At 46.4% G+C, this 20,136-nt stretch carries 15 protein-coding genes and 1 pseudogene; 11 read left to right on the forward strand and 5 right to left on the reverse strand.

Features of this window, described 5'->3' with window-relative positions:
• Positions 1-1,709: HAMP domain-containing protein (locus QUB30_RS28160; RefSeq protein WP_333340573.1), on the reverse strand; the 1,709-nt coding region annotated here is incomplete at its 3' end.
• On the opposite strand from QUB30_RS28160, the gene QUB30_RS28165 reads away from it, so the two are divergent.
• Positions 1,708-1,854, forward strand: coding sequence for a hypothetical protein (locus QUB30_RS28165; RefSeq protein ID WP_333340576.1), 147 nt, complete (start codon positions 1,708-1,710; stop codon positions 1,852-1,854). The genes QUB30_RS28160 and QUB30_RS28165 overlap by 2 nt on opposite strands.
• Positions 1,855-2,975: 1,121 nt before the next feature.
• Here QUB30_RS28165 and QUB30_RS28170 read toward each other — a convergent pair.
• Positions 2,976-3,263 (reverse strand): hypothetical protein, encoded by a 288-nt coding sequence (locus QUB30_RS28170; protein ID WP_333340579.1) that lies wholly within the window; start codon positions 3,261-3,263, stop codon positions 2,976-2,978.
• A 387-nt stretch (positions 3,264-3,650) separates the two neighbouring features.
• Between QUB30_RS28170 and QUB30_RS28175 the strand changes: the two genes are divergently transcribed.
• The 8 genes from QUB30_RS28175 (at position 3,651) to QUB30_RS28210 (ending at position 16,112) form a co-directional block, all read left to right on the forward strand.
• Positions 3,651-6,449, forward strand: coding sequence for an ATP-binding protein (locus QUB30_RS28175; protein WP_333340581.1), 2,799 nt, complete (start codon positions 3,651-3,653; stop codon positions 6,447-6,449).
• Between the two features lies 1 nt (position 6,450).
• Entirely contained in the window at positions 6,451-8,355 is a 1,905-nt protein-coding gene (locus tag QUB30_RS28180; RefSeq protein WP_333340583.1) for an EAL domain-containing protein, read from the forward strand.
• A 489-nt stretch (positions 8,356-8,844) separates the two neighbouring features.
• Entirely contained in the window at positions 8,845-10,410 is a 1,566-nt protein-coding gene (locus tag QUB30_RS28185; RefSeq protein WP_333340586.1) for a serine/threonine-protein kinase, read from the forward strand.
• A 519-nt stretch (positions 10,411-10,929) separates the two neighbouring features.
• Positions 10,930-11,262, forward strand: coding sequence for a DUF6825 family protein (locus tag QUB30_RS28190; protein ID WP_333340589.1), 333 nt, complete (start codon positions 10,930-10,932; stop codon positions 11,260-11,262).
• 117 nt (positions 11,263-11,379) lie between these two features.
• Positions 11,380-13,149, forward strand: a complete 1,770-nt coding sequence (locus QUB30_RS28195; protein WP_333340592.1) for an AarF/ABC1/UbiB kinase family protein — start codon at positions 11,380-11,382, stop codon at positions 13,147-13,149.
• Positions 13,150-13,564: 415 nt separating this feature from the next.
• On the forward strand, positions 13,565-14,296 hold the full coding sequence (locus QUB30_RS28200; protein ID WP_333064224.1) for a PP2C family serine/threonine-protein phosphatase: 732 nt from the start codon (positions 13,565-13,567) through the stop codon (positions 14,294-14,296).
• An 83-nt stretch (positions 14,297-14,379) separates the two neighbouring features.
• The gene (locus tag QUB30_RS28205) at positions 14,380-15,582 is read left to right on the forward strand and encodes an anhydro-N-acetylmuramic acid kinase (protein WP_333340594.1); all 1,203 of its coding nucleotides are present in this window, start codon (positions 14,380-14,382) and stop codon (positions 15,580-15,582) included.
• 80 nt (positions 15,583-15,662) lie between these two features.
• A complete protein-coding gene (locus QUB30_RS28210; protein ID WP_242722026.1) occupies positions 15,663-16,112 on the forward strand; it encodes a hypothetical protein in 450 nt (149 codons plus the stop codon).
• A 437-nt stretch (positions 16,113-16,549) separates the two neighbouring features.
• On the opposite strand, the gene QUB30_RS28215 is transcribed toward QUB30_RS28210, so the two are convergent.
• The gene (locus tag QUB30_RS28215) at positions 16,550-16,747 is read right to left on the reverse strand and encodes an NblA/ycf18 family protein (RefSeq protein WP_006635253.1); all 198 of its coding nucleotides are present in this window, start codon (positions 16,745-16,747) and stop codon (positions 16,550-16,552) included.
• 462 nt (positions 16,748-17,209) lie between these two features.
• Here QUB30_RS28215 and QUB30_RS28220 point away from each other — a divergent pair.
• Together QUB30_RS28220 and QUB30_RS28225 are read left to right on the forward strand one after the other, a co-directional pair.
• Positions 17,210-18,281, forward strand: a pseudogene (locus QUB30_RS28220) (IS630 family transposase).
• Positions 18,245-18,502 (forward strand): hypothetical protein, encoded by a 258-nt coding sequence (locus QUB30_RS28225; RefSeq protein WP_333340612.1) that lies wholly within the window; start codon positions 18,245-18,247, stop codon positions 18,500-18,502. Before QUB30_RS28220 ends, QUB30_RS28225 begins: the two are co-directional and overlap by 37 nt.
• On the opposite strand, the gene QUB30_RS28230 is transcribed toward QUB30_RS28225, so the two are convergent.
• Both QUB30_RS28230 and QUB30_RS28235 read right to left on the reverse strand, forming a co-directional pair.
• Positions 18,503-19,231: a biopolymer transporter ExbD gene (locus tag QUB30_RS28230; protein ID WP_333340597.1), complete on the reverse strand. Its 729-nt coding sequence runs from the start codon at positions 19,229-19,231 to the stop codon at positions 18,503-18,505.
• Between the two features lie 15 nt (positions 19,232-19,246).
• A complete protein-coding gene (locus QUB30_RS28235) occupies positions 19,247-20,032 on the reverse strand; it encodes a MotA/TolQ/ExbB proton channel family protein (protein WP_333340601.1) in 786 nt (261 codons plus the stop codon).
• Between the last annotated feature and the right edge of the window lie 104 nt (positions 20,033-20,136).

The following is a 20,136-nucleotide window of genomic DNA, read 5'->3' on the forward strand; positions in this document are numbered from 1 at the left end:
GTCAAACTACCCGCCATAAAATTAACTGAATCCGTTAAATCCTTCCAAGTTCCTGCTACGCCTCGGACATCCGCTTGCCCGCCCAGCTTACCTTCGGAACCCACTTCCCTCGCCACCCGTGTTACTTCCGAAGCGAAGGAATTAAGCTGATCCACCATCACGTTAATGGTGTTTTTCAGTTCTAAAATTTCTCCTTTAACCTGTACCGTAATTTTCTTAGATAAGTCACCGTTAGCAACAGCCGTCGTCACCTCAGCAATGTTTCGGACTTGTGCTGTTAAATTCCCCGCCATTGAGTTAACTGAATCCGTTAAATCTTTCCAGGTTCCTGCTACTTCCTGCACTTCTGCTTGTACGCCTAATTTCCCTTCCGTCCCCACTTCCCTAGCAACCCTGGTGACTTCAGATGCGAAGGAATTTAACTGGTCAACCATCGTGTTGACGGTGTTTTTGAGTTCGAGAATTTCGCCTTTAACATCTACGGTAATTTTCTTAGATAAATCGCCCTTTGCCACAGCCGTTGTCACTTCAGCAATGTTTCGCACTTGTGCTGTCAAACTGCCTGCCATGAAGTTAACGCTATCAGTTAAATCCTTCCAAGTTCCGGCAACTCCTTTAACTTCAGCTTGACCGCCGAGTTTGCCTTCGGAACCTACTTCTCTCGCCACCCGCGTTACTTCAGATGCAAAGGAATTTAACTGATCCACCATGATGTTAATCGTGTTTTTCAGTTCGAGAATTTCACCTTTAACATCGACGGTAATTTTTTTAGATAAATCGCCATTTGCCACAGCCGTCGTCACGTCGGCAATGTTCCGCACCTGTGCGGTAAGATTGCCGGCCATCGAGTTAACTGAATCCGTTAAATCTTTCCAGGTTCCTGCTACTCCCCGCACTTCAGCTTGCACGCCTAATTTGCCTTCCGTTCCTACTTCTCTCGCCACCCGCGTTACTTCAGATGCGAAGGAACTCAACTGATCCACCATGATGTTAATCGTGTTTTTCAGTTCGAGAATTTCCCCTTTAACATCGACAGTAATTTTTTTGGATAAATCGCCATTTGCCACAGCGGTTGTCACTTCGGCAATGTTCCGCACTTGGGCTGTTAAATTCCCCGCCATCGAGTTAACTGAATCAGTTAAATCTTTCCAGGTTCCTGCAACTCCTTTAACTTCAGCTTGCACGCCTAATTTCCCTTCGGTTCCCACTTCCCTAGCAACCCGCGTTACTTCCGACGCAAAGGAGCTCAACTGGTCTACCATTGTGTTAACAATTTGCGCTGTTTGGAGGAATTCTCCTTTGAGGGGTCTGTCTTCTATTTCTAAGGCGATGGTTTGCGATAAATCTCCTTTTGCTACTGCCCGAATTACTCTGGCGGTTTCAGAGGTTGGTTGCACTAAATCTGTAATTAGGGTATTGACAGAATCTACGCTAGCTGCCCAAGACCCCTCGGCGCTGCCAATGCTTGCCCGCTGGGCGATTTTGCCTTCTTTACCGACAACTGTACCGATCCGATCGAGTTCGGCCGCCATTCTCTCATTGAGCTCGATAATGTCGTTAAGTTCGTCAGCAATTTTCCCCGCTAGACCGGTCTGGTCTATGGGCATCCGAACTGAAAAGTCCCCTTTTTTGACAGCTACTAAGGTTCTGAGTAACTGTTTGGCATAACCATTATTTGAATTGGGGCTTGTTATCTGTGCAGTTGACATGACCGTTACCTTTGGCGAGTTTGAAGGGGTTTCCGGCTGCTTCAGCGTTGATGGTGCAAAACATCTGGTTAGCAGTACGGGTTCAGGCAGCAGCAACCCTAGCTCTCATGAGTTTTTGGGGATGGTATTGCTATTATCTGACTAAAGTAGTGGCGGACTGCTTCTGTCAAAAGATGGATGACAAATTGGTCTTTATCATTGTAAATGATTTTACATTACATAGGGAGGGAAAATAAAGTTAAGGGAAGAGAGGATGCTTACCCCACAAGAGTTTGGATGTGCGATCGCAAAAAAAAGCTTCCCCTTCCGCCGGATTAAAAAAAGTCGGCTATTGCAATTACCCTCTTGAGGTTTCAAATTGGGGTGTGGAATAATTGGAGACACAAGAGGTAAGTCAAAATACCTTGTTATCCCTCTTTTGTCACTGCGGGGGTAGTATAAAGCTAAGCAACAACCAAATCCGTAACTAATCGACGATGAAAAAGGGTAGATCGATCATCGTTCAAAGATGTCGCTTTACTATTGTTCAAGAGTTATAAAATTTACCCAAATATCTAATTAATTGCCTGTAGCAAAAGCCCGATCGCCAGTGGCACAATCCCGATCGCCCATTACCCTAACTCTAGCAGACATTGGATAAAAACAGAACCTGTGGAACAACGTCCTATATTTTTGAAATTACTCATTTTTTTTCGGTCAAAGTAAGAGTTCATAAAAGAGGGATTGACCAACCATTGTTTGAGGATGGATCGGTATGGTAACACCACCCCGTCATTCGATTTTAGATTTTAGATTTTAGATTTTGGATTGACTTGCGCGAGATAAATTCGGGGGCTTGAGGATTTGAGATTTTAGATTTTGGATTGATTCCACGGATAAATCACGTGGCGGGTACCACCTTTGAAATTCGCTTGTCAGGTTTCACAAACAGTCAAGCTGATCGATGACTGCTGCCACAACTATCAACACCTCTTCAACGAAGTTATAAATTACGAATCTTTTAAGTTCCTCCCTTTCTTTAGGATTGTTATCAAAGATAGAGAGTAAAATCTTACATGAAATAGCCAATTTTGGTTGTCCGATAGCCAATCATTACATCATTTTTTTCCCAAGGCGATCGGGGACAGCAAAGCCTTAACAGCCACCAGATTCAACCTCATCTACAAGCTAAGGAATGAGAATTAAATAACTTACAATTTATTGTTCTTGTGGGATGGGCGTCCCGCCCGTCCCACAAATATGTGTAAATTATTTAATTCGCGATCCTTAATTGGCGAGCAATAAATCCTTCTGCTTATTGATGAAACTGGAGATGTCAATAGTCCTGGACGCATCGGGGCCGGTGAAACCGGGTTTTTTACCGAATCTCCAGTCTACAACCCGTCTTTTCGTAAAAAAACCCGCTTTCTCAACAATCGTGCGTCCAGGACTATACCCCTCCGATCGAAGCAGCGAAGTCAGCACTATATCGCCGATCGCCCCGCTGCGTTTCCCGCGATCGTGCAGCCAGATCTTTTTTAGCTTCCCACCTGATTCAACCTGAACTAATGGCATTGTTGAGTTTAGGATTGATTCAGGATCTCTGCACTCTAGATTATTAGGACTTACGCATAGCTCCCCCAAACCCTTGACAAGGGTGCTTTCAAGTGGTTTTGGGGAGCGGTTCCCCTTTTTTGAAGCGGTTCCCCCTTTTTAAGAGCGCTTCTGGGGGTCAGGGTGGCTCTGAGGGCCGCGATAGTTCTGGGTTTCAGGCCGTATAGTGCGTAAGTCCTGACTATAATTGTATGCTTAGATCAATTCATATTGAAGTCAAGACCTACAAGTCAATAGAGGTGTACTCAATAGAAAGGGAATAAAGAATTTCCATACAGGAAACTTTAAATGATTAAGGGTGAGCGACTGTAGTTATTGAAACAATCCAAATACTAAAATGACTCCGCCATGACACTAATCGCGAGTGAGAATAAACTTGCAGAAAGCCCTCAAAAAATCCCGCTGCGCCTCGTCTTAGTCGTACCATTCGTGCTGCAAATCTTTGTCGCTGTGGGACTGACAGGTTGGCTCTCGCTACGCAACGGCAAAACGGCCGTCAACAATGTTACTAGCCAATTACGAACGGAGGTACTCGCCCGCATCAATCAACAACTAAACACTTACTTGGAAACGCCCCATTTGGTCAATGCCATCAGCGTCGATGCCATTCGCAGATTTGGGTTGTGGAATCCAGACAATATGGGTTCTATGAGAAGCTACTTCTACTGGCAGCTCAAGCAATTTTCCACTGTTAGTTACATCAGTTTTGGCGGGGAAAGAAAAGAATATGCGGGTGCTGGATATAAGGATAATGGCAGTGTTGTTATTGAAATAACGGATCGATCTACTAATTTTATCAATACGATCGTCAGCGTAGATAGAGAGGGCAACCCTACTCAGTTTAAGGAAACCCACCCAGACTACGATCCCCGCATTCGACCCTGGTATCAAGCCGCAAAAGTTGCAGGCAAACCCCAATGGAATAAAATTTATCAATATTATATTCAACCTAGCCTAGGAATCTCCGCTAGCGAACCTGTTTACGACAAAAATGGCACTTTTATAGGAGTTGTAAGTACCGATCTGTTTCTCTCAAAAATTGGCGATTTTCTCCAAACTTTAAAAATTGGTAAATCCGGAAAGACTTTCATCATAGAACGCTCTGGCTTGCTAGTGGCTTCTTCCACCCCCGAGAAGCCATTTATCAATAAAAAAAATCGCAAAAAAACGCAAAGATTAAAAGCGATTGAAAGCAGCGTGCCTTTGATACAGGGAACAGCGCAGCATTTAATAGAACGCTTTGGTAACTTCACCGAAATAGATAGCAACTCGCAATTAGAATTCATGCTAAATGGTCAGCGAGAATTCGTGCAAGTATCCCCATTCCAAGATGGTAGAGGTCTTGATTGGCTGATTGTGGTAGTCGTTCCAGAAGCCGACTTTATGGAGGAAATCAATGCCAATACCCGCAGCACTATCCTACTCTGCGTTTTAGCGTTAGTGCTAGCGACGTTGTTAGGAATCCTCGCCTCCCGCTGGATTACCCATCCTATTTTTCGTTTGAGTAAAGCGAGTAAAGCGATCGCTAGCGGTCAATTAGACCAAAAAGTCGAGGTAAATGGCATAGATGAATTGGGAATTCTCGCTCAATCTTTTAACCAAATGGCACAGCAATTGCGCGAGTCTTTTGCTGCTTTAGAAAAGACAAATTCAGATCTAGAAAATCGAGTAGAAGAACGGACAAGTGAGCTAAAAGAGGCAAAAGTTGCCGCTGATACTGCTAACCACGCCAAGAGCGAATTCCTCGCCAACATGAGCCATGAACTCCGTACTCCCCTGAACGGAATTCTAGGATACGCTCAAATTATGGAACGCGATAAAAGTACAACTCCTAAACAAAAAGATGCAATCCAAGTTATTCACCAATGTGGTTCGCACTTACTCACTCTGATTAACGATATTTTAGATATTTCTAAAATTGAAGCAAATAAAATGGATCTTTACAATTCAGCTTTTAATTTTCCTTATTTTCTGAATGGGGTTGTGGAAATCTGCCGTATCCGAGCTGAACAAAAAGAAATTACATTTAATTATCAAGTATTAAATCAACTTCCTAACGCTGTCTGTGCTGATGAAAAACGACTGCGCCAAGTTTTGATCAACCTTTTGGGCAATGCTATTAAATTTACAAAAAAAGGTGGTGTTATTTTTAAGGTAGGCGTAATAGGTGAGGGGGAAGACTCTGACCAATCACAATTTACTAAAATTCGTTTCCATATCCAAGATACTGGCGTGGGAATGGCACCAGAACAGTTAGAAAAAATATTTTTACCGTTTGAACAAGTCGGAAATATTCAGCAGAAGGCAGAAGGCACCGGGTTAGGATTAGCGATCGCACAAAAAATTGTTCAAATGATGCGAGGCGAAATAAAAGTCGAAAGTATACTCGGTCAAGGCAGTATTTTTTACCTCGATTTAGAGTTGACTCAATCATCTGAATATATTGAGCAAACTTCGCTCAATAATTCAATTAATTTAAATGGCTTTAAAGGAAATAAAAAGAAAATTTTGGTCGTAGACGATCGATTTGAAAATCGAGGTTTTTTGATAAATCTTTTAGAACCACTAGGTTTTCAAATAATGGAAGCTTGTGATGGACAAGAGGGCTTAGATAAAGCTGCTGAGTTTAAACCAGATCTGATTATCACAGACTTAGTGATGCCAGTAATGGATGGATTTGAAATGTCGCGGCGCTTGCGGAAATCACCAGAATTTAAAGATGTAATATTGATAGCATCCAGCGCCAGCGTGTTTAACTTCGATCGGCAAAATAGTAAAGACGCAGGTTGCAACGAGTTCGTGTCAAAGCCGATACAAGTAGAAGAATTGCTAGAATTATTAAAGATTTATTTGCAAATAGAATGGACTTACGACCAACCTGCTGATTTGGCGAACGAACAGCAGGAAGGTTTCACTAATTTATTAAATGTTCAGAGTAGTGAGCTGGTGATACCGCCATCAACAGACCTGGTAGCGCTGTTTAATGCGGCTCGGATCGGCGATATTGAAATTGTTGAGCAGGAAGCAAATAGACTCAAGCAGATAGACGGCAACTATCTACCATTTGCCAATAAAATCTTGCAATTTGCCAAAAATTTTGAAGAAAAAGAACTACTAGCTTTTATGAAGACACATTTTGGGAAATAAAATGCTTAACAAAAACGAAAATGTAATTTTAATTGTTGATGATAACCCAAATAACCTAAAACTTCTGTTCGATTTTTTGAAGGAGTCAGGCTTCAAGGTTTTAGTGGCTAAGGATGGGGAAAGTGCTATTGAAAAGCTACAAGAAGTTTCGCCAAATATCATATTGTTAGATGTGATGATGCCGGGGATAGATGGATTTGAAACCTGCTACCGCTTAAAAGCATCGGTGGCAACGAAAGATATCCCTGTGATTTTTATGACAGCTCTTACCGATCGCGTAGATAAGGTTAAAGGTCTGTCAATGGGCGCAGTAGATTATATCACCAAACCCTTTCAGCAAGAGGAAGTCCTAGCCCGCGTGCAACTACACCTGAGACTGCGAAATTTGACCAAGACTCTGGAAGAACAAAATACGCTTCTCAAACAGGAAATTGAAGCGCGAAAAGAGGCGGAAGCTGCCTTGCAGAAACTTACTTGTGAGTTAGAGGAACGGGTGGCTTCTCAAACGGCTGAACTTACACAAGCCGTCAACGAGCTTCAACAGGCTCAAGTTCAGTTGTTGCAAAGGGAAGAAAAATTAGGACATGATGCTTTTCACGACGCGCTAACGGATTTGCCTAACCGCGCTTGGTTTATGAATCGGCTGCAACAGGCGATCGGCAAGGCGTACAGACGTGAAGATTATTTATATGCGGTGCTATTTATTGACCTCGATCGCTTTAAAGTCGTGAATGATAGCCTCGGACATTTGGTTGGGGATGAATTACTAAAAAGCGTTGCTCGTCAACTGCAAGCTTCTTTACGCCACACAGATGCAGTTGCGCGGTTTGGAGGAGATGAATTTGTACTCTTGTTAGAAGATATTAAAGATATTGACGAACCGACCAGGGTGGCTGAACGCATCCAAAACCAATTAAGGCAGCCGTTTAATTTGAATGATTATGAAGTATTTACCGAGATCAGCATTGGCATTATTCTGAGCACAATGGGTTACGATCGCCCAGAAGACGTACTCAGAGATGCGGATATCGCAATGTATTATGCTAAAGCTCAAGGCAGAGGGCGTTACGAAGTTTTCGATCCAGCGATGCAAGCTGTTGCGATGACGCGCTTGCAGTTGGAGAACGACTTGAGAAGGGCGATGGTGCTACAAGAATTTTGCGTTCACTACCAGCCAATTGTCTCCCTTTCTTCGGGGCAACTGAGTGGTTTTGAAGCTTTAGTGCGCTGGCATCACCCATCTGGAACCATCTACCCGCCTGCCGAGTTTATCCCTGTGGCTGAAGAAACTGGTTTGATCAATGAACTGGGGTGGTGGGTTTTGCACGAAGCTTGTCACCAGATCCGTATTTGGCAGCAACAGTTTCCCCAAACACCTCCCTTGGCGATTAATGTCAATCTTTCCCCCGTGCAGCTCAAACAAGTCAACCTACTCAATCGAATTGAGGAGATTTTGCAGCAGACTGCCCTTCCAAGCTACTCTCTAAAACTAGAGATTACTGAAAGCTGCATTTTAGAAACAGTATCCAGGGAAGAAAAGATGTTGAAGCAGATAAAAGCTCTAGGCATTCAGTTGTGTATCGACGACTTTGGCACGGGCTACTCTTCTTTAAGCCGCTTACACGAGTTTCCCATTGATACTTTAAAGATTGACCGCTCTTTTGTCAGCCGCATTGGGGCAGACAACAGTGGCGTAGAAATTATCCAGACGATAGTAACGCTGGCTCGCAGCCGAGGTATGGATATCGTGGCAGAAGGCATAGAAACGCCAACACAGCTACAGAAACTGAGAGAGTTGGGGTGTGAGTTGGGGCAAGGATATTTATTTTCTAAGCCTGTAGACAGCTTCCAGGCAACCGAACTATTAGGCCTAAAAGTAGGGGTACTAAGCTGGCCTCCTATCTAGTTTGCCTCGATAAATTTTATGAAACTCTTGCAGTGTACGCTGCCCGTTGGGCGGTGCGGAATCTGGGTTGAAACCCTACTTTAGTCAATACTCTCCCTCTTCATTTCTTCAAGCTCAAGATCGCCCTCAGATCATTTTTGCGATCGTAAAATTGCTCGTAAGTCAAAAAAAAGTCTAAATTTTTACAAAAATCGGCTAATTGTAAAGAGTTGATAAAACAAAGAGGGGTTACACCCCTCATAAGTTATAGTCACATATATAGATGCACCCTGATGGCTTTCCCGTTCCACAAGAGCGGGATTTTTATTGGACACCCGGAGCGTTAGTTTCACGATACCTACTACAGCTAAAATGACGTGGGGATGCAAAGATTAAAGATATAGCAGAGCTCAAGCTCAAACTAGGGCGCAGATCGATCGAACCTCACCCCTAACTCTGCGAAATAACCCAAAGGCGGTAGCATAGTTTGGGAAACGGCATCAACTGAAGATGAACTTAGCGCCAGCAACAGTCCTGCAACAGGGCAAATACAAAATTAACGCGACTTTAGGCATAGGAGGGTTCGGCATCACTTACCGAGCTATCCACACGCATTTAAACCAAACCGTCGTACTCAAAACCCTCAACGAAAGTCTGCGCCAACACCCAGAATCTGCCCAATTTCAGCAGCAGTTTATTGCCGAAGCCCAACGCCTGTCGCGGTGTCAGCATTCCAACATAGTCAGAGTCATCGACTTTTTTGAAGAAGCCGGACAGTCTTTTATCGCAATGGACTACATTCCGGGCCAAACTCTCGCCCAAATAGTCGAAACCGATCGGCCGCTGCCAGAAGCCCAGGCCCTGCACTATATTCGGCAAATAGCCTCAGCCTTAAGTACAGTTCACCACAGCGGATTGCTGCACGGAGATATCAAGCCTGAAAATATTATCCGGCGAGCCGATTCTCATCTGGTAATGTTAATAGATTTCGGGATTGCCCGCGGCTTTACCGCTGGCACCAAACAAACCCACACTAACTTGCTCTCGCCCGGGTACGCGCCGATCGAACAATACCTCTACGACGGTAAATGTACACCGGCGACAGACATCTACGCGATCTCCGCCACCCTCTACTACTTACTCTCCGGTGTAGCGCCCGTAGCAGCACCCCTGCGCGATCGCATTCCCCTGGCCGAGTTGCGGCAATTTCAGCCGAACCTCAGCCCGGGAATCGAGCGAGCCATCCTTCGGGGACTCGAAATCGACCCCCACAAACGCCCTCAGACAGTGGAAAATTGGCTCACCATGCTCCAAGAAACAGAGCGAGTACCAGCAAAAAGAAAAGGCAAGCAAAGTCTGCGATTGCCCGCACCTCCCCCGCCGCAGTTGACTTTGCTGGCGTTTCTCGTAACGGCTGCAATTGCAGGCTGGATGGGTTTTGACCTAGCATGGCACTACAACAGCACCAGTCTCAGCAGCAATCGATCCAAAATTGAATCCTTCCCATCTCTGGAAGATTTGCTCAAATCCGGCAATTTTTCAGGGCCGATGTTCGGGCAGCCGTCTGTCGAAAGCAGCCCTCTCTACCCGATCGAACTCAACAAGCGCCCTAAACCGCCCTTAGAAAGCAGCAACATTCCCGAACAGATCGAGCCCTCTGAAACTAGCGCCGAACCTTCTGAGTCCCCAAGCCCGGAAACTCCCGCCCCGGAGCCCGAACCGCTACCTGAGCCATCCCCGACGCCCGAGCCCCAAGAGCAGCCTTCTGAGTCCCCCATTCCCGAGGCTCAAACCGAAATCGAGCCAGAACCCCAACCAGAACCCGCACCCGTACCCGAAGTTGCGCCCCTGCCTGCAGAACCGCCCCCCGCACCCGCCCCGCCTGCCCCTGAGAGTGCGGAAACCTTGTCACCCTCTGAATCCTCCCCACCAGAACTAGCGCCGCCGACCGAGCGATCGCCTGAGCCTGCGATACCGAGCAGCAGTGGCAGCAATTCAGATAGTTCGATCGCACCTGATTCACCACCCCCTGTGGCAGATCCCGCGGTGCCTTTTCCCGAACCTGCGACAAATTAGTATGGTTTTTGTTCCTTAAAAGTGCGGACAAATACTTGGTTTTATGACTCAGCAAATATGCGATCGGTAGTGGAGATAATAATGCCCTTCCTCGCCAACGACTATCTCGCAAAACCTGCGGTATAATCGGAAAATCCCAACAGTCTAGCTCAGAGTTTATTGAATATTTCCTATTCCCTCTGCAATCCAAATCCCTGCAAAAAAATGCAGGACTGTTTTCTATTTTGATTGAAATTATGTTAGAATATGTGCGCGGCACTGAGGTGGTGTGATGTCGCGTATTACTGCTGCCAAGCTGCAAACATTTTTGTACAAAGCAACCCCAACCTCGAATTGGAACGAGTGCAAGCGAGGCTTTTTGGCTAAGCCGTTGCGCGTTACACTGTTCTAACTCTCAAAAATCCCATCCCCGATCGAGGGGTGGGAGTGTCAATTCCCCCAAACTTCCTTTCTTTGGGAACAAGCACCATCGGGGACAAGCAAGTTATAATTTGTTGCGGAAGCGCACAGAGATTTTTTATGAGTAAACCCCCAGTTCATGCTTTTTTTGTAGGCAGAGCACTTGCCGAAGCACTGTACGAGCAATTAGAAAGCGCAGCAACCAACGCTTTCTCTGAACTCGGCAAATTTGACGCAGAACAAAGAGAACGCCTGCGACAGTTCACCGATCGAGTTGTGGAACGGGCTAATCGAGCTTCGGAGGAGGCGATGCAGACCAGAACTGGCACGGCAAGCACCACCACCATTCAAGACATCCATCCTGCAGAGTTGCAAGCGACTATTGACGAGCTGCGCGCCGAAGTCGCCCTGGTGCGATCGGAATTGCAGCGCTACCGCAGCAGTTTGCCCTAGCGCTCGATACTCCGACCACAACTATTATTTACGACTACGCGAGCGCAAAGCAATGCGCTCCTGCGCTCCTACCTGCAATCAAAGCAACAACATAAAATAAGCAATTTGGGAACCCAAGTGTCTGCTCTCCTTGATGACTCTGTTAATCGCCAGCGCTCAAACAAGCGCACTGGCGACGGCGATGAGCCAAAAACTGCTGCTGGTAAATCCTACAAAAGTAAAGCTTATCGCTGGAATCGCGAAAAATACTCCCGGCAGCGGCGCTTTTTCGACATTTGGGCCTTTGTCTTGCTCTGGCTGGCTTCCCTCTGGCTCGACAGCAAAAATTGGAGCTACTGGGGAGGCGTGACGGAAGAAAAGAAAGTTGCCAGACGCCGCTTTCAAGCTATCTGGGTTCGAGAAACACTGTTGGATTTAGGGCCCACTTTCATTAAAGTTGGGCAGTTATTTTCCACCCGCGCCGATTTGTTCCCAGCAGAGTTTGTCGAGGAACTTTCTAAGCTGCAAGATAAAGTGCCTGCTTTCAGCTACGAGCAGTTGGAGGTAATTGTCGAGCAAGATTTGGGCAAGACAGTTCAAGAACTCTACCGCAGCTTTGACCCGGTGCCCCTGGCTGCTGCCAGTCTGGGTCAGGTACACAAAGCTCAACTGCATTCGGGCCAGGAAGTGGTGGTCAAGGTGCAGCGGCCGGGACTGCGGAAGCTGTTCGAGATAGATTTGCAAATTCTTAAGGGAATTGCCCGCTACTTTCAAAACCATCCTAAGTGGGGCTACGGCCGAGATTGGATGGGGATTTATGAGGAATGCTGTCGCATTCTGTGGCTGGAAATAGACTATCTCCATGAAGGCCGGAATGCTGATACTTTTCGGCGCAATTTTAGCAACTGTGACTGGGTGCGGGTGCCGAGGGTTTATTGGCGGTACGCGGCTCCGCGAGTGCTGACTTTGGAATACCTGCCGGGGATTAAAATCAGCCACTACGAAGCTTTGGAAGCTGCCGGTATCGATCGTAAATTAATCGCTCAGTTGGGGGCAAAAGCTTATTTGCGGCAGTTGCTCAATGACGGCTTTTTCCACGCTGACCCACACCCCGGCAACATCGCTGTTAGTGCTGACGGTTGTCTGATTTTTTACGATTTTGGCATGATGGGGCAAATCCAGTCGAACGTCCGCGAAGGACTGATGGAGACGCTCTACGGCATTGCTTCCAAGGATGGACAGCGGATTATGGATTCTCTGATCAATTTGGGAGCTTTGGTGCCTACGGGTGATATGAGTCCGGTACGCCGCAGCATCCAGTATATGCTGGACAACTTCATGGACAAGCCTTTTGAAAATCAGTCTGTGAGCGCGATTACCGACGACCTTTACGATATTGCCTACAACCAACCTTTTCGCTTCCCAGCTACTTTTACTTTTGTAATGCGAGCTTTTTCCACAATCGAAGGGGTGGGCCGAGGTTTAGATCCCGAGTTCAACTTTATGGAGGTGGCACAACCTTTTGCCATGCAGCTTATGACTAATGGAAATGGCCCCGATACAAGTAGCAGCATTTTTAACGAAATCGGCCGTCAGGCGGCTCAGGTGAGTTCTACTGCTTTGGGTTTGCCCCGCCGGATTGAGGAGACTATTGACAAACTCGAACAGGGAGATTTGCGGATTCGCGTCCGTTCTGCCGAAACTGAGCGCTTGCTACGTCGCATGAGCAGCGCTCAAATGGGTACGAATTATGCTTTGCTGATGAGTGCTTTTACTTTGTCGGCAACAATTTTGTTTGTCAGCAATCAAGTCTGGCCGGCTGTCGCTGTGGCCGTGCTGGCGGCGGGTGCAGGGTTTGCTATGCTGCGTTTGTTCAAGCGGATCGATCGTTTAGACAGGATGTCATAATTGTGCAATTTGCGATTGGAAATTTCAGGTTTGAAATTTCTCGCCAGCCCAAATTTGACCTCGAATGTTAAGTTTTGGCTGGCTGACCACAGATTGCTGAAATTTACCGCACTTACACGCTTTGATGCTAAAAACCCGGTTGCTTCCTAGATTTCTCGCTAGCTAAACCTCGGATTTTTTGTAGAAATCCTGTTTTTTTTGCAGGTGCTGCTTAATTTACTGGATTTACCGAAATTTTAAGACGGGATTACCATCATATCGATCTACAATATGAGGTCAAGGTAGTGCAATTTTTCCCAAACTCGCGATCGCGGGCTGCAGAATTTCAAGTCAGTTCGGGATTTAAGTTTTGGAAGAAAAAATCGCACCCCATTAAATCAAGCTTTCAAGTTCGATGAGTCCAATCACCCAATCTATGAAACGCTCTTTCGCAGGTAAGACAGACACAGGGCTAGTTCGTTCCGTAAATCAGGATTCGTACTACATAGACTCTGACGGGCGATTTTTCATAGTGGCCGATGGAATGGGAGGACACGCCGGAGGTCAAGAAGCCAGCCGGATTGCGACTCAGGCGATTCAATCTTATTTGCTCGAACATTGGGAAGGGCCAGAGGATTCTCCGCTGTTGTTGGAAAAGGCTTTTTTAATTGCCAATCAAGCAATTTTGACGGATCAGCTCGACCACCCGGAGCGTGCTGATATGGGAACTACGGCTGTGGTTCTAATGTTTAGGGATGAGGGCCGACCCTGGTGCGCTAATATCGGGGACTCTCGCTTGTACCGACTGCACGGCTCTCGCTTGGAACAGATTACTGAAGACCAGACTTGGGTGGCTCAGGCTGTGAAAAGAAAGGCTCTAACTCCTGACCAGGCTCGCACTCATCCTTGGCGTCACGTTTTGTCCCAGTGTTTGGGCCGCGATGATTTGCGGGAGATAGATATTTTGCCGGTGGACGTGCAGCCTGGGGATCGCTTGCTGCTCTGCAGCGATGGTTTGACTGAAGAACTTTCCGATCCTTTGATTGCTTCGCCTCTGAAGTCGATACGCGCCTGCGAGGGCGCAGCAAATGCTTTAATTCAAGCAGCTAAGGATAAAGGTGGACGCGATAATATTACTGTGGTGATCGTGACGATCGACCTCAAATAATATTCGATCCCCCGATCGCACTCGACCATCTAAAATCGAAAAATTGAACAATCTAAAATCTAAAATCTAAAATCTAAAATTGAATGACCCGCGTTATTGGTTTGATCAGCGGCACCTCGGTGGATGGCATTGATGCTGCTTTGGTGGATGTGGTCGGTTCCCACACTGACTTGAAAGTGCAATTGGTGGCCGGCAAGACTCTCCCTTATCCTGCTAATTTGCGATCGCAAATTCTCTCGGTTTGCAGTGGTTCAGCTTTGTCAATGGCTGAACTAGCCCAATTAGATGATGCCATCGCCCAAGAATTTGCCACGGCGGCATTGACAATTCAAGCTGAATATGATAAAGCCGAATTAATCGGCTCTCACGGTCAAACCGTCTACCACCGACCTGCTGGGAAAGCCCCGAAAGACAGCGCCGGTGCGTTAATGGGCTACAGCTTGCAACTCGGGCGGGGCGCGCTAATTGCGGAATTGACAGGCATTACTACTGTGAGTAACTTTCGATCGGCAGACATTGCAGCAGGGGGTCAAGGAGCACCCTTAGTGTCAATAGTTGATGCCTGCCTGCTGGCAGAACCCAACATCAGCCTCTGCATCCAAAATCTGGGCGGAATTGGCAATGTTACCTATCTTCCGGCCACGGGAAGAGGGGGAAACAATGACGAGTCTGAGATTTTCACTCTTGGGGATGGCATATCGGGCTGGGATACAGGCCCGGCGAATTCCCTGTTAGATTTGGCAGTGCAGCACTTCTCAGGCGGCACTAAGACGATCGACGAAGGTGGAGCTTGGGCGGCCTCGGGAACTCCCTGTCAAGCTTTAGTCCATGATTGGCTCGCATCAGAGTTCTTCCGCCAAGCACCGCCGAAATCAACGGGCCGAGAGCTATTTGGTGTAGACTATTTTGACAGGTGTTTGGTCGAGGCCCAAGGTTACAACCTCAGTCCTGCTGACGTGCTGGCTACTCTGACAGAACTGACTGTGGCCTCGATCGTTCACAGTTACCAAACTTTTTTACCGGCTATGCCCGATCGAGTTTTACTATGTGGGGGCGGAAGCCACAATCTCTACTTAAAACGCCGATTGCAATCTCAATTGCATCCAGTGCAAGTGTTGACTACTTCTGAGGCAGGCTTGAATGTAGATTTTAAAGAGGCGATCGCATTCGCGGTTTTAGCCGCCTGGCGGGTTCGGGGCATTCCCGGCAATCTGCCTCAAGTTACTGGTGCCCGGACATCGGTACTTTTAGGAGAAATTAACTCTTGTTGGCACAGTTGGGCGTGATAGCATAGAGTCTGAGGGACAACGGCTGTGCGTTGTTGCACCAGCATTGTAGCCAGCAGCAAAAGCATAGGAACAGCACTGTGGCTCACACGTTTTTAATGGAATCTGGCCAATGGACGCTCGAAGGAAGCTGGATTGAGCGCAATGGCGTGCCAATTACGGTTAAAGGCAAAACTTTAGTGAGCTGGAACCGAACAGATTGGTTCAGTATGGTGACAAAGCTCGTATTTCCTGGAGGCGATCGCGAAGAGATTATTTTGCAGTACCGAGGACACCTCAACAGCGATGAACGGCAGTATACTTTTGTACTCCAACACAGCGAACTCGCCCGCGTCGAGGGCGAAGGTTGGATTGCTCCCCAGTCGATCGTCCAGCGTTATTGGGTATTGGGAGACGAACGCCAGCGGCGGACGGGTTTTGATACCCTTCACCGGGTTGATGACAACCGCTACTACCAATCTAGCGGCATCATGTCTGGTCATTACTTGACGAGTACAATGGAAGCGACTCTCGAACGTCAGGGGGAATAACTCTTTCTAGAGTCCACATTTGCGAGTTCTAGGGTTTGATGTGAAAATTGAAGGTTTTGCTAGTCGGAGGTCGCGCTCAGATGTCCGACTAGCGCCATTGCTGTCAAACCTCATCCCCTGCAAATAAACACAAAGATATTGAATTTGTTAATAATTTTAATTGATTAAAAAATTAACACTTACTTATTATTAATAGTTATCCAATTTTCGAGTCGAGGCGCGATGAATTATCTTTGCGCTCTCCCGTGCTCTCAATCAAGAAACTGCTTAGCTCGACTCCCACATTGAGTTAAATCCACAAAGCAATTGTCAGATTTTCCTCACCTCTGTACGGAGGTGTTCTAGCTTCTGCCTTCGAGTGACGCCCCATCACCCCCAACTCCTTTCCGCCTGAGGGAAGAGAGTAAGAGACGGAGGTCGCCGACTGCGACTCTTGGTTACTCAACACCTGGGTTAGGTTCTAAACCCCAGTGGTGTTTCAGAAAATGGCGGTACATGGTTTCTCGTAGCATCATTTGCTCGTAAAGCTTGACCAAAAACTCCTGAGCTTGTTCGCGGCTCATGTCACTTACCTGTGTTTTGAATGAACACAGGCTAAATTGCTGTTCCAAAGACAATTCTGCTGGTTGGCTCATGACTTTGACTCCTCTGTAAGTAAAGGTGACTTAAAAGTGAACACCTGGATTAACCAGATTTGTAAGTTGTTTCAGCGATCGACCGTTGGTTTCGGGATGCCCGATTGCCCATCTGGCTTTAGTCTATATTACAAAAGGTAACAATCATTTGACAAAATTACCATCTGCCCTAAGAAATACCTTATTTATGGATAGAGATGGCGAGATGTCTGCAAAAGTTCCTTCCGCAGGCATATACAAGTGTATCTACTTGTCAAGAGAAAAAAGGCTCAGTACGAACCAAAAGAATTGAAGCCGTTTATACCAAATCCGGCGGAGATTCTTTCCGCGATGAGGAGAGCGGAAGAGCGGGAGAGGGGGAGATGAGGAGAGGGGGAGAGGCCCAGAGCTGAAGATGGGGAGATGATACCATTTTTTTAAAGATGTGATAGACTTGTGTAAAAAGTAAAGGAGAGCATTACAATGTCTGGTCGTCCTCATATAAAGATTACCGAATCTGTAGAAAGTTTGCGAGAAATACTCAAACAGCAAAAAAGAATTCTAGCTTATAACAAAGTTCAAATGCTTTATTTGTTTCAGTCAAAACAAGTAGAAACTGTGCGGGAAGTATCGGCAGTTTTAGGTAAAAGTGAGGCAACAATTCATCGCTGGCTCTTTCAATATAAAGAGGGTGGTCTGGAAAATTTGTTAAAACATCGGCAGGTTTTTGGTCGCCCAAAAAAGTTCTCAGTTGAAATAGCAGCGACCTTGCAACAAGAGTTGAGGGACCCCGAAGGATTTCAGAGTTATAAAGAAGTTCATCTTTGGCTCTGGTTGATTAAAGGAATAGCTAGCAGTTACCAGGCTGTATATTCTTGAGTTAGAGGGGAATTAAGAAGTAAATTAAAAATTCCCAGACCTCGCAGTGTTTCTCAGAAATCTACGGCAATTAATGAATTTAAAAATAACTTGCATCAACAGATAAAAGCTCTACTAGACAAAGCTTTACCTCAAGTAAACAAATATAAAAAAGTCACTTATTGGTGTAGTGATGAAACGCGGATAGGGCTGCATACAATTCGTCGGCGCAAGCTGACGCTTTCCGGCGTAAAGCCCATTGGGAAGCATCAATGGAAATTTGAGTGTTTTTGGCTGTATGGGGCAGTATCAATCGCTACTGGAAAGAGTTTTTTTTGGGAGTTTTCGCATTTAGACAAAGTTTGTTTTGGAGCATATTTACAACTTTTGTCAATACAATATTCTGAGCAATTACACATCATTCAAGTTGATAACGCACCTGCTCATAATTTGGACTCATCTGAATTACCAGACAATGTTATTTTACTATTTCAGCCTCCGGCTTGTCCCGAAGTAAATCCGACAGAAAGAGTGTGGGAATATCTGAAATATTTTTTAGCGAAAGTCGGTGTTTAGTAATCTTGACGAACTCCGCACAAAAGTCAAGGAAATTTTGGCATCTTTCACCGAACGTGTCATTGGTTTTCTCACCGGATGGTCTTGGATTTTACATTCTTTATCTCTATCACATCTTTAAAAAAATGGTATGAGGAGATCGAGAGAGGGGGAGAGGCCCAGAGGGAGAGATTGAAAGATGAGGAGATCGGGAGAGGGGGAGATGAGGAGAGCGGAAGAGCGGGAGATGAGGAGATTGGGAAAATTTCTATTTCTCTGTTCTCCCTTCTTCCTTCTCCCTTCTTCCGACGGACATCCGTTACATCCGTTACACAATCCGTTGCCGAACCTTCTTCCTTCTAACTAATTCGAGGGCCCGACATTTTGCGGTGAAGTGACCGCTCCGGGTCTTAAATTGGGAGCAGTGGGTGCAGGCGAAACAGGAGGAATGCCCTGATTTGCCCCAGAGTTGCTAGGCTGCCCGGGAGCCGGGAGAGGGGATTGAAACTGATTCGGATTGAACTGCTGCTGCCCGGGAGTCGGGAGAGGAGATTGAAACTGATTTGGATTGAGCTGCTGCTGCCCAGGAGCCAAAGGAGACTGCGGGGGTTGACCGGAATTGCCGATCGCAGGTGCTGCAGGAATGCCAGAATTCGGAAGCGAGGGATTGGGCAATGGGGAGGAAGCCGAACTAGGAAGAGTTGCTAGAGCCACTCGATCGCCCCCTACCTCTCTCAATTTGTCTAAAACCTCGACAACTTTGGCATATCTAGCATTTTGAGGAGCGTACAGCACCATCAACCCCGTAGGATTTTGGCTTTGGAAACTCTTTAAAACTCGATCGAGCTGTTGGTAATTAACAGGCAATTGGTCGATATAAGTTTGACCGAAATCGTCAATGCTGACAATCAGCATCTCTCGCATCTGTGTTTGTCCCGTCTTCGCTTTAGGCAAATCGACATTAATTGCTTGCTGGCGAGTCAGTTGCAAAGCGGCCAGCAGAAAAAACGTCAGAATGCAAAATATCACGTCAATTAAAGGCACCAGTTCAATCCGAGCCTCTTCAGCAGGAGTATCTAGATTAATCTTCATCAGTTCTCAGGAGTTTTAATTATTAGAAGGTGAATCTTCCGCCGGATCGGAACCTTTCAATTTCGGCTCCCGGTTCCGTTCTCCCGACTCTTGAGAATTGAGAGAACGCCTGTTCAAACCATCTGTACCAAAAGAAGAATTGCTGTATTCTGCACCGGGCGATCGACCCTTAGCATTAGCAGCAGGCCAGTATTGCCTGTAAAGCAATTCCAGTTCATTTCCAGCTTTGCGAAATATTTTTGCCTGGTTGAACAAAAAAGCTTGAAATATTCGATAAAACGCCAAGGTAAAAATTGCTACTACCATCCCAGTAGCAGTCGTGATCAGCGCCTCGCTAATCCCCAAAGTTACGCCAGTTGTTGCCGACGTGCCGATGTCGCCCAGACGGATAGAACTGAGCGAGTTAATCAAGCCCAAAACTGTTCCCAGCAAGCCCAGCAAAGGGGCTAGAGCGATCGTAGCTTCTAAGATTTTGTCGCCGCGGCGCATCGAAGCCAACTCTTCATCGGCTGCAGCTTCGAGTGCTAGTCGAAATAAATCTGGTTCGGGATTGTAGAGCCGCAGGGGTGCAGAAAGAAATCGCCCGATCGGCTGTCGGTTAGCTTGTCTGGCAATCTCGTTAGCCGCCCCCCAATCGCTGCGAGCCGCTTCAAGAATGCGGTTAACTATCTGCTTTTCTTTGCTCAGGAGGCTCGCCCAAAACCACAAGCGCTCGATAATGGTACTCAAAGATAGAATCGATAACAGCAACAGGGGCCACATGGCGGGGCCGCCTTTTTGAAACAGTTCTTGAATATTCACAATATTTTTGCTCCTGCAGTACCCGCTAACTTTTGCTTCTGTTCTACTTTTTTTAACAAATCTAAGGCCATTTAATTTTAGCTATTAATGTACTCAGGACTTAC

The organism is Microcoleus sp. BROC3 (assembly GCF_036702515.1).
Classification (GTDB): Bacteria; Cyanobacteriota; Cyanobacteriia; order Cyanobacteriales; family Microcoleaceae; genus Microcoleus.

Coding starts and splice junctions, on each gene's coding strand:
- QUB30_RS28190 (WP_333340589.1), top strand. CDS start 10,930: ATGAGTAAACCCCCAGTTCATGCTTTTTTTGTAGGCAGAGCACTTGCC.
- QUB30_RS28200 (WP_333064224.1), top strand. CDS start 13,565: ATGAAACGCTCTTTCGCAGGTAAGACAGACACAGGGCTAGTTCGTTCC.
- QUB30_RS28215 (WP_006635253.1), bottom strand. CDS start 16,747: ATGAGCCAACCAGCAGAATTGTCTTTGGAACAGCAATTTAGCCTGTGT.
- QUB30_RS28230 (WP_333340597.1), bottom strand. CDS start 19,231: ATGAAGATTAATCTAGATACTCCTGCTGAAGAGGCTCGGATTGAACTG.
- QUB30_RS28170 (WP_333340579.1), bottom strand. CDS start 3,263: ATGCCATTAGTTCAGGTTGAATCAGGTGGGAAGCTAAAAAAGATCTGG.
- QUB30_RS28165 (WP_333340576.1), top strand. CDS start 1,708: ATGACCGTTACCTTTGGCGAGTTTGAAGGGGTTTCCGGCTGCTTCAGC.
- QUB30_RS28180 (WP_333340583.1), top strand. CDS start 6,451: ATGCTTAACAAAAACGAAAATGTAATTTTAATTGTTGATGATAACCCA.
- QUB30_RS28175 (WP_333340581.1), top strand. CDS start 3,651: ATGACACTAATCGCGAGTGAGAATAAACTTGCAGAAAGCCCTCAAAAA.
- QUB30_RS28185 (WP_333340586.1), top strand. CDS start 8,845: ATGAACTTAGCGCCAGCAACAGTCCTGCAACAGGGCAAATACAAAATT.
- QUB30_RS28205 (WP_333340594.1), top strand. CDS start 14,380: ATGACCCGCGTTATTGGTTTGATCAGCGGCACCTCGGTGGATGGCATT.